Below are 14,446 nucleotides of genomic sequence, written 5' to 3'. Positions count from 1 at the left end.
TCTATGAGCAACTGATGCAAAAATTAAAACTCCGCGTTTAGTTTAGAGTTACTCGTAGCAAAAATACGCGTCTTCTTTGCAATAACCGCACTGTTAAGCTAATATCTGCATCCAGTACAATAATTGTTAAACAAATCGGCTATTTTATTTAAATAGCTCATTCATAAGCAATTTTATTTACAACACTTTCGACTATCAAAGCTTTAACTGCTTTGCTGATCAGCTAGGCATCATAATTAATTATTGACATCACTATTTAAGGCTGCTAAGATTCTTCTGTTTGACCTTTATTTTAAACATAAGAGAGGAGAAATAGGCAATGTTAAATAGTAGTTTCAGAGTTAAGGTTATAATTCTTGTTTCGATCGCTTTTGTCCTTGGTTGCAGTGAATTTATTATCGTCGGTGTTTTAAACGATGTTGCTTTGCAATTCGATAAACCAGTGACTTCTGTCGGATACTTGGTTACTATTTTTGCGTTTGTATATGCCTTTTCAACCCCCGTCCTGACAGCTTTCATTGGCAATTTTCGTTATTTTAGATCTTTAATTTTATTTTTTCTTATCTTTAGCCTCAGCAATATTTTAAGTGCTGTCGCTGTCGGGTATTCAATGCTTGTTTTTTCAAGAATTTTAACAGCACTTGTCTCTGGGGTTCTAATTTCATTAGCACTGACTTTCGGTAATCTGGTTGCCCCTGTCCAAAAACGCGTTTGGCTGATTTCATGGATTTTTTCAGGTTTCAGTATTGCTTCTGTTTTTGGCGTGCCTTTGGGGACCTGGATCAGCACCTCTTTTGGGTGGAGATTTTCTTTCCTCGCGATTACCATGGTAAGTATAGTGACTCTAGCTTTATTTATTCTCTATATGCCGCGCGATCTACAGCCACACAGTAGTAAGTTCAGTGAACAATGGATAATTATAAAAGACAGCCGTATTTGGCTGGCCAGTCTGCTTGTTATGTTCAGTGCAAGCGGGATAAATGTGCTCTTTACCTATTTGCGCCCGCTTTTTACGAGTGCTTTAGGTTTTAAGACATCATCACTTGGACTGTTGCTTTTCATTTTCGGCATAACCTCCATTATCAGCAACCAATTAAGCGGAAAAATCGCAGAACACCAAAACTTGAACAAGATTTATTTTATCTATTTTAGTCAACTAGCCCTATTTATTCTATTATTACCCTTCATTCACATAAAATGGGCAGGTGTTATTGTCATAATGTTGCTGGGAATCACAATGTACCTTCTGAATTCGCCAATTCAAGTACATTTCTTTAAGGTTGCAAAAAGTGACTATCCACAGTCACTAGTCTTGGCATCCGCGCTGAACTCAATCTTCTCTAACTTTGGGATCTCTCTTGGATCGGCCACAGGCAGTATTCTAGTTGAACATCATGGACTGATTTCTATTGGAGTTGGCGGGGGTATCTATGCACTCGGGGCGTTATTATTTACTTGGCTTCTAAATCTTTCAATCGCCCGCAAAATACACGCATCCTCAAATTGATCTGCTTAGCAACATTCTAGTACAATATTTTTTTAGATTGTCTACTCTAATTATGATTACTACTTTATAATGGTAAGTATGATGATATGATTTGTTTTGTTTGGTTTATTAAAAATGGGCTAAGTTGAAAAGTCTTACCCTTCTCCTCACGACAGAAGTTTAAGACTTGCAATACGACTCAGCTACACATATATGTACCGTTCCATCAATTAGTCCAAATGCTGATGACATTAAAAGCTGACATTTAGGGGGAGTTTTTAACTTGAAAACTTTAAAACTAAAAAATAGCTTTTTAGTTGTTATCGGAAGCTTATTAGGTAGTTATCTATACCTAGTTCCTTTCTTTTACGATAAAAAAATGAGAGTGGGTAATTTTCTTGAAAGAGATCTGAATTTTCATTTATCACGTCTTTACGGAATAGGGCATGCATTTTCAAACCCTATAAACTATATTTCATTTAAAGGTGTAGGCCATGGAGTTAACTACTTCTACCCATGGCTAACATTTTATCCAGCATATATTTTTTACAAACTCTTTAATAATGGTACCTTTAGTCTCATATTCTTTCTATTTTTATTAACATTTTTTACCTTTATAACTTCGTACTATAGCTGTAAGGCTGCTTTCAAAAACAATAAGGCCGCTGCTATTTTTAGCATTCTATATACTTTTTCTGGCTATAGAGCTGTTGATGTCTTTCAACGATGTGACATAGGTGAAATTATAGCAATTACCTTCTTTCCGATTATTTTACTTAGTTTTTATAAAATAATTATTAAATATGATTTTGATTATTGGCTATTGCTTTCACTGTCTTTTTCATTGGTAATTTATTCTCACGTACTCTCTGCAGTATTTTTAGCTTTCACACTCTTATTATTACTTATCTGTTTGTGGGCAAATCTCGAATACAAAAGAACATTACTAATAAAAATTTCAGAAAGTGCTTTACTTACAATTGGTTTAACATCATTCTATTGGTTACCAATGCTCCAACAAATGCGTTTCATAGAGATAAATCCTCCCGCTATCCGCGATTTAAATTTTACAGCACTAGATCTTAGCTGGTTGATAAATAATTCATTAAATAACTCAATCAACATCGGCGGAGCGATATTAGGTTTGGTACTATTAACCGTATTTGTGGTAAGTTCATCAAGATTAAAAGTTGAGGGCTATACTTACAGAGTTGTGTGGTTAATAACTGTTGTACTAATTTTATTGTCTACTAAACTGTTTCCGTGGAGCTTACTTCAAAACACCCCTTTAAAGATAATTCAATACCCTTGGCGCTTTCTTGAAGTCGCGACACTGCTTATTTCTGCTATAGGAGCTTGGCTTCTTAAAGACACTAAAACAAAAAATATTATTTTGCTTTTGTTTTTATCGCTATCTATAAATACTTCTATCTCTTTCAATATAACTAAAGAGTCATGGTTTTCTGTTGACAAGAATACCTTCATGTCAAGTGTCATAGGGAAAGAATCACTCGATTACTATCCAATCATAAGCGCTGGTCAAAATAAAGATTCCATTGGCAACAAAGAATTCGTGGTAAATGGCAAAACAAAAAAAGTACCTTTTGTCGCGAGTGACACCCATGTTACTATTCCAGTATCTCCAAATAAAGATGGTAAGTTTCTCAACACCCCTTTTCTAAAGTATCTAGGTGTCCATGCAACAATAGATGGGAAAGAAACCAAAGTTAAGACGTCCAATAGAGGAACGGTTCAGCTATATGTTCCAAAAAACAGCAAAAAAATTATAATCACTTCAAGATATACTAGACTAGGCAATGTCGCAAAACTAATATCTGTATTTTCATTAGCAGCCCTAATCTTTTTATACTTAAGAAAAATTTATCAGAAACACGATAAATCAAAATCACCTGTTATCAAAAGCTGATATTACTTTTTACAAAGTCTTGGTACACTAACTACTCTCTTGTTATTTTACCCAAATATATAATTTTCAATTCTAATGTCTACTTTAAAATAAATATTGCAATTTGTTCCTCTAGTTATGGTTAACCTGAGGGCTTTTTGTATAGAATCAGGTAAGTTGTATTGTTAACATTGGCTTGTTGCTTTTATTCCCTTATACAAAAGCAATATATCTAAACATAGAGGAAGCAATGTAAGTGAGGTTAAAAAATGAACTAAAGAAAGAGGTTACTTTGGATATAGAAAAAACATCACTATTAATTCTGGTGCTTTATTTTTACTCTTTGTCATCGCACTTGAACACCAATAATGATAAACAATTACACAACAGAAATAGCGCTCATCACCCTTTGAAATACGGTTTAATTAAAGATCATACTCAAAAGGCTAATTTTTTGAGCGGGCTTACTCAGTACGCCTATGGACTCCATCTTAATTGCTGAGGTCTATTTATTTTCATAAAAAAAAGAGCTGCCTCGTAAGAGGTAACTCAATTTTATGTACCATGCTCGTTGTAAAAGTTTACTACCTAAAAGCACCTAAAGCAACTCTATTTTGGCATACAGCATGCAAGGCTGGGGAAATATCAGGCTATGAATTTAACTATTAGACATATATATTATGGATTGCTCAGATCCTACTTTCAAATGTCAAAAATAAAGTTTTACAGCCTGTTAAAACCAATCTTATAGTTTAACCACATTACGGAGAAATAAATTTAAAGCATTTTACAACCTACATCACCAATTTACAAAAGAGTCGAGAATTATGCATAACTCTTTAACTGAAAATCAATCACAAGCATTTGATTTTCTTGATAAGGGCATTAAGCATGTAAAGTTTTTTGGTCATTCATTAGCTGTCGCTGATTCTGCTTACTTCCAGTCAATTTTTGATTATCTTATCTTAATATATATGATAGTGATGTAACTCTTATTTTCTGTTATGGTAACTTTCATGCAGAAAATTCAGAAAAAATGATTACATATGAACATTATATTCAAAAACTACTTTCTATATATGGAGAAAAATCTCTAAAAAGTGCTCATTGAAAGAATTTAATGACAAAATTAATATTAGAGAATAGGTTGCAGATTACGCATCTTAAAAGTAATGAATTTTAGAAAGGAGACAAACCAAAATGACAGATAATATATGGTTGCAAACTGCCACAAGAAATTTATTAGCTTTAAGTATCAATAAGTCTAACTTTCAAAAAGCAAGAAACGAATGGATATATGCTGGTTTAGAAGACAATGAGTATTCTAATTATACTTGTAAACTCTGTGAACATCCCGATATTAGGTACGAGTACACTATTAGAAATATTAATAATGAAAACAAAATGATTGTTGGTAGCTCTTGTATTAATAAATTTGTTGATACATTTGAAGATAATAATGAAACTTTCTATGATGAGGATAATAACATAGTTACTAAAAATAGAATCAAAACTGATAAAAAGAATTATTGGAAAAAGATACTATCTTCAGCTCTTAAAGATAAATTTTATGATGGGGAATTTCAGCAAAGTATTTCAGACATAATAATTGAAGAGGAAAAATTAACTATTAATCAAGCAAAATATTTAATTAATTTTTATGACTCTTTAAGCCAAAATGAACAATCAGCGTTTAGACATATTGTAAAAATAAAATTAAGACGTGATAAACATAAAGGTCAATATACTGATTTAAATTCCAATCAAAAAAATTTATTGATATGATACTCAGTCCTCAACAACTTCAAAGAATGCAAGAACATGAATAAAAACCCCCTAGAAATTAATCTAATGAGTAATGACCTACTTCTTGTTAGCTCTAAAATCAGAAAAATGATAACTAGTTTTATTGCCAACTCAGTAGTTAGACTTAAGGAGATTATCAAGGCTTTTCACCACTTAGCATACAGCTTGAATAAGGTAATCAGCCTTACACTGTAGCCAATAATCAGTATATCAGAAACTAGACAACGTTGATAGAGAATGACAGTATATGGATAGACTTAAGGGTATAAAATTTGTCAAGTTTTTTTGCCTGACTGTGGACTTAATCAATCCACATCACTCGTGGACTCTCTTTAATTAGAGAGTCTATTTGTTTGCACAAAAAAGACTTCCTAGAATAATATAGGGAGCCTAATTTATCTAAGCTGTTTCCTAATTTAAACTTATCATATTTTAGTTCAATTTAAAATGGTGTCATTCCACGATTAATACACGTCTGCATGTACATTACTAAGTTGCTTTTAGCAGAGATTTTACCATCTACAGGTGTCTTAGCTTTCCTCTGCATTAGAATGGTACTAGTTACCATTAACCCGACTTGAACAACTCCTAGATGCTTTTTTAGCACCTTTATAAGGCTGCTTGGACTACTTTCCTGAATACGCATGTCATAAAACTTTTGTAGCTGTAGAATAGTGTTGTATCCAAGTACAACATCTACTATTACTAAGCTATTACCAGTAGTTGCTTTAACCTGTTTAGCTGTCTGCAATATCTCAACATTACTTTTATCAATCCAACTTAAGATATTTGAAAGTAATACCTTATTACCACTAACTTGTTTAACTGTGTAAGATTGACCTTTACCCAAATTGGAATAGTAGTTCCATTACTCCACAAACATTTTTGTTCTGCAAAATCTTGATACTATCTTGTGAAGATAATATTTGATTTTTACCTGTACCTAGAGCAATTAAATCAGTTATCGTTGATTGATAATTACAGAATTAACATCTAAACATATTTCTACATTTAGCTTTAACCTTAACTCTGATACTATTGCATTTAGATAAGTCTATAGAGCATCTGCATAAAGTCTTCTCATCAACAGCGGTTGACAAAGAGCTCTTGTTAGTGGCTATATTTTATTTAAAAAAAATGAAAAAGACCGCTAATCAAGGAGTTAACCTCGATTAACGGTCAATTAAGTGACATCATTGGGCATACTGGCTCGCGGTTCCAATCACAAACAGCCACTAAATAGCTGTTATATCAATCTTTTACCTTGTGAGTATCTTTTGAACACTAACAAAACACTAACAACGTTCAAAATCTTCTGGCGGCAAGTGGCTGTTACTCAATCGAGTAGCAGTTTTTTTATTATGCCATGAAATATTGTTAACCTAACTACTCTACCATAAATATCCATGAATAAAATACGTATAAATGAATTAAAGATATAGCAATCTTAAAAGTAGCAGTAATTTATGTCTCAAATTATATAATTTAATAAGTGCATAATACTATATATTGTATACATAGTAAAAATAAGATGCTATATATTGTATTTTTTCTTGACAAATTTAAAACTGGGTGTATACTAAAAAAGCATTAAAAATATTACATTCAATTTATCTCAAATATAATTTCATAAAAAAGAAAGAAGGAATCTTATTGAAAATTTCAAACTACTTTGATGTAGATACAAAGTCTCTCAATTGTTTCAATATTGAAACAGCAACAGATACTAAGCGCTATCTTGACCCAACCAAAATTGTTTTTTCTAATAATAAATATTTTAATCATGACTTAGCTTCTAAAAAAATTGGGGATTTTTTTAAAACATTACTAGAACTTCATGACGATAATAGAGAGAACGAAATATTAGAACTGTTAAAGAATATACATGAAGTAAATGATACTCATCTTGGAGAATCAAAAAATAAAGTAAATGGTCATGGTCCAAAATTTGATGCTCTAGTCGAAGCAATGAATACAATTAGTGATATTGAAAAAATAGTTAAGCTGGATAAAAATGTTATTTTATCTACCTCACTAGTTTTTAATATATTCGTGTTAGACTTCGGACCAGACAGCTATTCCGATTTAATCACAAATATAATCTATGCAGAACTTTCAGATTATACAGAGAAAATTTTAAAAGTCTATGGTCAAAAAATGCTCCCCCATAAAGCTGATAGATTTTCTTGGAATGAAAAAAAACATTCGTGGGAAAAAATCGTTGTAAAATATTTTGAAATTGACGGTGAGAGAATTGTTCTCTTCCCCAAAAAAATTGCTGTTTCTTCCCATCAAGGTAGTTCAGTAAAATATCTTCAATCTGTAATTTTTGATAAAATACGAGCTGATTTGTTGAAAAATGACCCTAAATTTAAAGCTAATCAAAAAGAACTAAAGAAAATTGTAAAAGGTATGTACCCTGGTATGACAAGTAAAGAAATAGATATATCCTTAACCAAAACAAATCCTGATTTATTTTTAAAATTTTGTGAAAAACTTACTAAGGATAACAAGGGGAAGAGCTGATGGTGAAAGAACGACTTGTAATATTAGGTAATGGCTTTGATTTAGCTCTAGGTCAAAAAAACTCATATAATGAGTTTTTCGGTTGGCTTGACAATAATGATAAAATATCAAAATTCCCAAAATATACAGAATATGAGAACAATACCACTTTATACCAAGTGAATAAGTCAATTGGTGATTCTCTTCTTGATAATAAAACTGTTAATGTTTGGGTATACTACTTTCAATTAATAAAACTTCCTGACAACCCTGAATGGAGAAATATTGAAAGTAATATTAGACAAGTACTAATTCAGAATGAAAAACATATCCAAAAGGTAGATTTAACTATACTTGAATATTTGAATTTTTTTGAGAAAAATAAAAGACTAGCATTAATAATTAAAAGTATTAAAAAATCAGTGGAATATGATTTAAGTGATACAAATATTGAAAAAAAATCTATTATTTTTGAAGTCAGTTCATCTGAACTTTCTATTTATACATTTCTACTTAACCAATTGAATCAATTTGAAGAACTTTTTACAGACTATTTAGACTTAGACACAACTACTGCTTCTCCTTACAAATATATTGAGTTACTAAATTCAATGGATGTAACTCGTACTTCTAATAAGAAAATTCTAACTTTTAACTATTCTGTACTTGGAGATTATAATGAATTCACTAGAAATATTCATGGTACTACTGACGACAAAAACATCATATTTGGATTAGACTCATCTACTATTCCATCTACATCACCAATTTACCAAAGAGTCGAAAATTATGCATAACTCTTTAACTGAAAATCAATCACAAGCATTCGATTTTCTTGATAAGGGTATTAAATATATAAAGTTTTTTGGTCATTCATTAGCCGTTGCTGACTATGCTTACTTTCAATCTGTCTTTGATTATCTTAATATCTATGATAGTGATGTAACTCTTGTTTTCTATTATGGTAACTTTCATGAAGAAAATTCAGAAGAAATGATTACATATGAACACCAAATTCAAAAACTACTTTCCATATATGGGGAAAAATCTTTAACAGGTGCTCATGGAAAAAATTTAATGACAAAATTAATGCTAGAAAACAGACTACAGATTAAGCATCTTAAAAGTAATGAATTTTAGAGGGGAGACAAATTGTGACAAAAAATAATTCCAAATCCGACTGGATTCCTTTTTATATTACTACAGCTATCACCATTATTGCTCTTGGTGTAACAATTTATTTTAACCATAAATCACTTTCTTGCACAAATAAGCAGTTAAAAATAACACAAAGTGAGTTTAAAAGTAAGCAAAATGCATCTTTATCTGCACAAGCTACAGATGTTTCTTCATGGATTAATCAACATAAAAAAACTCCTAATGGTAACATGAATTTTCTTGTACAAGCTATCAATTCTTCTTCTCAACCTATCTACAATGTTTACTTAATTGTTGTAAAAAGAAATTTTAATGGTAATAAAAAAGTTTCTCAAAAATACAATAACAGTAAAATTCAGGAAATAAAAAAATATGGTGACTCATACAAATGGTTTCTAGATATAGTTCCTCCTGAAAAAGAAATATATAATTTCTATCCAAATAATCTACAATATTCCTCAAGCCTTAATGGTGTAAACTACGGTGTCATTATGCTTTTTAAAGACTCAAGAGGAAACTTTTGGATGAGAACAGATGATGGCACCTTAATAAACGAAAAGAATTATTTTAAAAGTTATCAACAACTTTTGAATAAACTTGGTTTTACAAAAAATGTTTCAGAAAAGCTAAAAGGTGTTTAACGACTATTACATATTGGACTTAAATAATCAGAAAATGATATCATCTAGTTAGAAATGGTGATACTTATAGTATTTCACATCATAAAGTGGACTTGAACAATCCACATCACTCATGGACTCTCTTTAACTAGAGGATCTATTTGTTTGCACACAAAAAAGATTCTCTAGAATAATCGGGTCTATACTTTCTGATATTGGTGAAACATAAAATCAACATCAGTTTTTTGTTTTATACGTTAAAGGACATGGCATCCTATGTTACGATTTAAGTGACCAAACCCAATCGAAAGAAGGATAAACCATGTCCCAATCGAATTTTATCGCACAATTACTTGAAATAAAAGACCCAAATATCAAATTTTCTAAAGTTGAAGACCTTAAACCCACTAAAAAAGGCATTGTCTTTCATTTTAAAGTTGTCCATGCTCGTCTTAGTTATCAGCTTTTCCACTGCCTTAACTGTGGCTTTGAATCATTAATAAAAAATGGCATCACCTTAACCAAGCTTCGTTTAACAACGCTTAATGGTCCAATGATTTTGATGTATCTTCGAAAACAACGTTATTTTTGTAAATCTTGTCAAATAACTTGTGGAGCCCATACTCCAATTGTTGAAAAAAATCACTCTTACAACCGGACTCAATTCTGCTGTCTTTAAATTAGCCAAACAATCACTTACCAGCGTCACGATTGCCAAGATAGTTGGTCTTTCACCTAGTTCAGTTGCACGAATCTTATATCGTAATTTTCAAAGACCTCGGCGTGTTGCTGCTCTTCCTGAACATCTTTGTTTTGATGAGTTCAAATCTGTTGCCAAATCATATTCATTTATTGCCATCGATGCTAAAAATCATAATTTGGTCTCAATTCTTGATAATCGCTTGTCTAAAAGTATTTGCGCTTACTTTGAGAATCGTTACTCTCTTGCTGAGCGTTCAGCCGTTAAATCAGTTGTCATTGATTTGAATGTCAATTATCAATTTTTCAGCAGACGCCTTTTCCCGAATGCTGAAATCATTATTGAGCGTTTTCACATTGTTCAATTGGTACATCAGGCGTTTGATCAACTTCGAGTTACGCTTTTAAAGCGACAAGGCGATAAGCATAATCGCGTTTACAAAGCTTTAAAAATCAATTGGCGTTTGTTTCATAAAGACACTGAAAAAGCAATTGTTCAAAAACACAATATTTCAGAGGCCTTAACGAATATATGACGCAACAAAACCTGATTGATTTAGGGCTTACTACTAGTTCAAAACTTAAATATGCTATATGAAATAGCTCACCAAATACAAGAAGCAATTAAAAAACAAAATTTCCAAAAACTCAATCGAGTTCTAACTAATTACAAAAAACAGCAATCCCCAATGGATACTTCAATTACAACCCTGAAAAAGAATTTAAAATATATTTCAAATAGCTGTGAATCATCGCTTTCCAATGGATCTATCGAAGGAATCAATCGTAAAATCAAAGCACTTAAACGCATCTGTTATGGATTTAAAACTATGAATCATTTTTATGCCAGAATTCTTTTAATTGTAAAATAAAGAAGCCCTCTATTCAGATGACTTCATGGTTCCACCAATATAGTTTGACAGAGACTCAAAAAATAAAAAGACCGCTAATCAAGGAGTTAACCTCGATTAACGGTCAATTAAGTGACATCATTGGGCATACTGGGCTCGAACCAGTAAATTGCGGATTCAGAGTCCGCTGCCTTACCAATTTGGCGAATGCCCAAAAATCAACTATTTCATAATAATAGATTTTGGCTTTTTTGTCAATAGAATTTCTAAAAAATATCTGCTCAGATACCTGTAATCCATTTTAGCGCTGGATTACGTTAGACAGACAAGAGCTGGGGCAGGTCATCTTTGATGTTGCTCCAGCTCTTTTGTCTTTGGCTATTATTCTTTGACATCAGCTGTATAACGCTTGATGTTCCTCTTCAGGTAGTGCAACAGCTCTGTTTCATTTGGAAACTCACGCGGGCTCTGTTGCCCGTGTAAACGCAGAGAAATCTTGTTTATCTTAATCCTACCTGTCCAAGTATATGTGTGCTCAACGATAAAACGATTGTTAAGTTTTGTCTTCCCGAATTTTAGAACATAAACTCTTTCCGGAACAATCAGTGGATTGACGTGCTCTTTTTTATAGTTTATGTTGTTTGCCTGTAAAAAGTTTTTAGTTTTTCTCAGCATGTCACTCCTCCTTTACTAACCACTCATTTATCGTATAAAGCCCAACGACCGACTTCATATTCAATTATAGCAGTTTAAACTATAGTATCAATTTATTTAATCTGCACTTTTTTCTTAAAACTCAGCATGCCTCACAGCTGCGCCACAATGTTTTTTTGCGTGTAAAAACCTTCTGAAATAAAAAATCAAGCTTCTTCACTCCGAGTTTATTATGCTCGCTACTGTTGCTAAAAAGCCTCACAATAGCAATAAAGATGGGCCAAAACCAAGTTTTGGCCCATCTCCTATTATTAAAAAGAGATACTATTATCACCCGTACGGGGATCGAACCCGTAACTCCGCCTTGAGAGGGCGACGTCTTAACCAATTTGACCAACGGGCAAAATTACTCTTATAATTATACATTATCCACAGTAACTGTCAAGACTATTTTTTTAAAATCTTGTATTGCAGATAAATACAGACCGCAAAGATAAAAAGGCAATAGATGCATCCTGCAATAACTACTAAGTCCAGCCAATTGTAACCCAAAATCTGTTTTGATACAAACAAAATTAAAACTGTCACACTCCATTTTAATAATTTAATATAAAGCTGCTTTAATTCGTTTTGCACTTTCATCTTCCTTTGCCTTAAACTTTTAATTCCTAGTGAAAACGAACTGAAGCTCAGGAACCTTTTCAAAAGCACGATTATAGTAACTGACCTCAAATTGTGCAGGCGTTATGCCAATAATCGCATATGTTCCGCCTAGTTGGCTGTATTTTCCCCGTGGGAAGCTAATACTGCCTGGATTAAGGTAGAGACACCCATTAATGTATTCGACTCCTAAGCGATGTGTATGCCCAAATAAAGCAATCTGTGCCTGCTTCTCTTGCGCAAAAAGGCTCAGGCGTGCCAAGCCTAAATTGACACCCAGCAAATGACCATGCGTTAATAGCACACGCGTACCGTTTATATCCTGTACCAGATACTCTGCGAATTCAGGATCATAGTCACAATTGCCCGTGACCACTGCAAAATGCTCAAAAATTTTATCATCAGGTTCCAATTCCGAGTCACCGCAGTGAAACATTGCATCGACCACCCCGTCATATTTTGCAATCAACTTATCCAATATTTTATGGTCACCATGATTATCACTGACTACCAATATCTTCGTCTTCTCTTCACTCATCATTTCTCCCACCAATCATCAAAGTTCACGCTCAAAGCCCTAACAGCCTTACCACGATGGCTGACCTTATTTTTTTCAGCGGGTGTCAGCTCAGCAAAAGTTTTTTTCAAACTTGGTAGATAGAATAGTGGATCATAGCCAAAACCATCTGTTCCCCGTTCTTTTTCCAAGATAAAGCCTTTCACATTACCTTCGACGATAAGCGGTTTTCTAGCAATGCTTGTCACTACCAATGAGGTGTGGAAGGTAGCTGTTCTCTTATCTGTCGGTACTCCCTTTAATTCATGCAGCAGTTTAACCTTGTTAGCAGCATCATCATGGTCCCCCGCATAGCGCGCTGAAAAAATACCAGGAGCACCATTCAACGCATCGACCATTAAACCTGAATCGTCCGCCAGTACTGTCATTTTTAATTTATTTGTCAATGTCTCTGCTTTAAGAAGTGCATTCTCCTCGAATGTTTGTCCATTTTCAATAATTTCCGGTACCTGTTCCATCTCATTCAATGTTTTGACTTTGAAACCCCTAGGTTCAAAAAAGGCCCTGAATTCTTTTGCCTTACCTTCATTTTTTGTTGCTATCAAAATTGTTGTCACAAGCTTGCCTCCACTAAAAAGCATTTAACTACTTTTACAAATATAATACATTTTCACATTTCTTTCCAGCACAGCAAATTTATTCAAATTGATGAAAAATATGATTTTAGTCTTTGTTTTAAAAATCAGCAAGGTATAATTGAAGATAGATTTTAACAGAGGAGACTAACCATGGATGCCAAACTATTCCACGAATTGATGGACAGCAACAAACAAACCGCACTATTTGGATACGCACTTATCCGAGATTACTTACTGCCGGACTTGATCGGCGATAACGCTAATATTTTGTACTGGTCTGGAAAAAAACTAGCACGCGAATTTCTCTTAGCTGCTGAAGAGGATCTTCCTTTGTTTTTCCAGCAGGCAAACTGGGGCAAACTGCAAAAAACAAAAAGTGATAAGAAACAGCAAATCTTCAAATTGGAAGGGACGATCGTAAAACAGCGTCTTACAAATAATCCCCAAGCAGACTTCTTACTCGAAGCAGGTTTCATTGCTGAAACGATTCAAAATCAAAATGGCTTTATTTCTGAAACGATTATTAAAGATATTGATAAGCGTAAAAATGTTGTAACGTTCCTTAATCAGTTGGACCGCAACGATAAAATAGATCCTAATCTTATTCCAGAACAGGACCCGCTTCATTTAACTGAATTGACTGAAAAAAGTAATAAGGAATAGACGAAGAATTTGATGGAACACATTTATGAAGCTTAAAAAACATACTAAGATCAAGAGCTGAATCAACCAAAAATTAGCTTTTAAAGTATTCCTCAATTATAACCTGCCTCCTCTTCTTATATTCCACATAGACACGTTTCATGGGGCACATTCCACTTCTTGGATTATAGCGAAGTACGTGTTGCAAGTCGTGCCCATACAATACATCCTCGCCATGACTAACCAGTAAGGCGAATATTTTTTACAATCCCCCTGAAAACAACAAAAAGAGATCGGATCAATT

Annotated in this window: 14 protein-coding genes, 2 tRNA genes and 1 pseudogene; 11 read left to right on the top strand and 6 right to left on the bottom strand. The window is 33.0% G+C overall.

Translation table 11 applies throughout. From position 1 onward, the window contains the following. Positions 1 to 319 precede the first annotated feature (319 nt). The 4 genes from JCM15457_RS04195 (at position 320) to JCM15457_RS04175 (ending at position 5,177) form a co-directional block, all read left to right on the top strand. The gene (locus JCM15457_RS04195) at positions 320 to 1,507 is read left to right on the top strand and encodes an MFS transporter (protein WP_034987965.1); all 1,188 of its coding nucleotides are present in this window, start codon (positions 320 to 322) and stop codon (positions 1,505 to 1,507) included. A gap of 262 nt (positions 1,508 to 1,769) precedes the next feature. Beyond that, positions 1,770 to 3,413 carry a 6-pyruvoyl-tetrahydropterin synthase-related protein gene (locus tag JCM15457_RS04190; protein WP_034987962.1) on the top strand — a complete coding sequence of 548 codons (1,644 nt, stop codon included), beginning with the start codon at positions 1,770 to 1,772 and terminating at the stop codon, positions 3,411 to 3,413. 806 nt (positions 3,414 to 4,219) lie between these two features. Next, positions 4,220 to 4,381: a hypothetical protein gene (locus JCM15457_RS12135; protein WP_156406579.1), complete on the top strand. Its 162-nt coding sequence runs from the start codon at positions 4,220 to 4,222 to the stop codon at positions 4,379 to 4,381. 211 nt (positions 4,382 to 4,592) lie between these two features. Beyond that, on the top strand, positions 4,593 to 5,177 hold the full coding sequence (locus tag JCM15457_RS04175) for a hypothetical protein (RefSeq protein WP_235725560.1): 585 nt from the start codon (positions 4,593 to 4,595) through the stop codon (positions 5,175 to 5,177). 463 nt (positions 5,178 to 5,640) lie between these two features. On the opposite strand, the gene JCM15457_RS12245 is transcribed toward JCM15457_RS04175, so the two are convergent. Beyond that, a complete protein-coding gene (locus tag JCM15457_RS12245) occupies positions 5,641 to 6,048 on the bottom strand; it encodes a hypothetical protein (protein ID WP_034987953.1) in 408 nt (135 codons plus the stop codon). Between the two features lie 803 nt (positions 6,049 to 6,851). Here JCM15457_RS12245 and JCM15457_RS04160 point away from each other — a divergent pair. The 6 genes and pseudogenes from JCM15457_RS04160 (at position 6,852) to JCM15457_RS12335 (ending at position 11,052) form a co-directional block, all read left to right on the top strand. Further along, positions 6,852 to 7,724, top strand: a complete 873-nt coding sequence (locus JCM15457_RS04160) for a DUF8370 family protein (protein WP_034987950.1) — start codon at positions 6,852 to 6,854, stop codon at positions 7,722 to 7,724. Continuing rightward, positions 7,724 to 8,500: an AbiH family protein gene (locus tag JCM15457_RS11630; protein ID WP_051993282.1), complete on the top strand. Its 777-nt coding sequence runs from the start codon at positions 7,724 to 7,726 to the stop codon at positions 8,498 to 8,500. Before JCM15457_RS04160 ends, JCM15457_RS11630 begins: the two co-directional genes overlap by 1 nt. After that, positions 8,493 to 8,843 (top strand): hypothetical protein, encoded by a 351-nt coding sequence (locus JCM15457_RS04155; protein WP_051993281.1) that lies wholly within the window; start codon positions 8,493 to 8,495, stop codon positions 8,841 to 8,843. Before JCM15457_RS11630 ends, JCM15457_RS04155 begins: the two co-directional genes overlap by 8 nt. A 14-nt stretch (positions 8,844 to 8,857) precedes the next feature. Next, a complete protein-coding gene (locus tag JCM15457_RS04150) occupies positions 8,858 to 9,502 on the top strand; it encodes a hypothetical protein (RefSeq protein ID WP_034987947.1) in 645 nt (214 codons plus the stop codon). Between the two features lie 301 nt (positions 9,503 to 9,803). Continuing rightward, complete coding sequence (locus JCM15457_RS12035; protein ID WP_152537273.1) at positions 9,804 to 10,160, top strand: transposase family protein; 357 nt, start codon at positions 9,804 to 9,806, stop codon at positions 10,158 to 10,160. Further along, positions 10,093 to 11,052 (top strand): annotated as a pseudogene (locus JCM15457_RS12335) (ISL3 family transposase). The gene JCM15457_RS12035 and the pseudogene JCM15457_RS12335 overlap by 68 nt, the downstream one beginning before the upstream one ends. Positions 11,053 to 11,172: 120 nt before the next feature. On the opposite strand, the gene JCM15457_RS04140 reads toward JCM15457_RS12335, so the two are convergent. From JCM15457_RS04140 to JCM15457_RS04115, 5 genes are all read right to left on the bottom strand, one after another. Beyond that, positions 11,173 to 11,245 (bottom strand) — tRNA-Gln (locus JCM15457_RS04140). A 167-nt stretch (positions 11,246 to 11,412) separates the two neighbouring features. After that, on the bottom strand, positions 11,413 to 11,706 hold the full coding sequence (locus JCM15457_RS04135; RefSeq protein WP_034987943.1) for a hypothetical protein: 294 nt from the start codon (positions 11,704 to 11,706) through the stop codon (positions 11,413 to 11,415). 309 nt (positions 11,707 to 12,015) lie between these two features. Next, positions 12,016 to 12,088, bottom strand: a tRNA-Glu gene (locus JCM15457_RS04130). A gap of 258 nt (positions 12,089 to 12,346) precedes the next feature. Beyond that, positions 12,347 to 12,886 (bottom strand): metallophosphoesterase, encoded by a 540-nt coding sequence (locus JCM15457_RS04120; RefSeq protein ID WP_439645836.1) that lies wholly within the window; start codon positions 12,884 to 12,886, stop codon positions 12,347 to 12,349. Continuing rightward, positions 12,883 to 13,479, bottom strand: a complete 597-nt coding sequence (locus JCM15457_RS04115) for an XTP/dITP diphosphatase (protein WP_152537270.1) — start codon at positions 13,477 to 13,479, stop codon at positions 12,883 to 12,885. The genes JCM15457_RS04120 and JCM15457_RS04115 overlap by 4 nt, the downstream gene beginning before the upstream one ends. Positions 13,480 to 13,650: 171 nt before the next feature. Between JCM15457_RS04115 and JCM15457_RS04110 the strand changes: the two genes are divergently transcribed. After that, positions 13,651 to 14,163 (top strand): YslB family protein, encoded by a 513-nt coding sequence (locus tag JCM15457_RS04110; RefSeq protein ID WP_034987932.1) that lies wholly within the window; start codon positions 13,651 to 13,653, stop codon positions 14,161 to 14,163. Positions 14,164 to 14,446 lie beyond the last annotated feature (283 nt).

It is taken from the genome of Liquorilactobacillus sucicola DSM 21376 = JCM 15457 (genome assembly GCF_000612445.1).
In the GTDB taxonomy this organism is placed as follows: Bacteria; Bacillota; Bacilli; order Lactobacillales; family Lactobacillaceae; genus Liquorilactobacillus; species Liquorilactobacillus sucicola.
The sequence above is the reverse complement of the archived record's forward strand: the minus strand, read 5'-3'. Positions and strand labels throughout refer to the sequence as shown.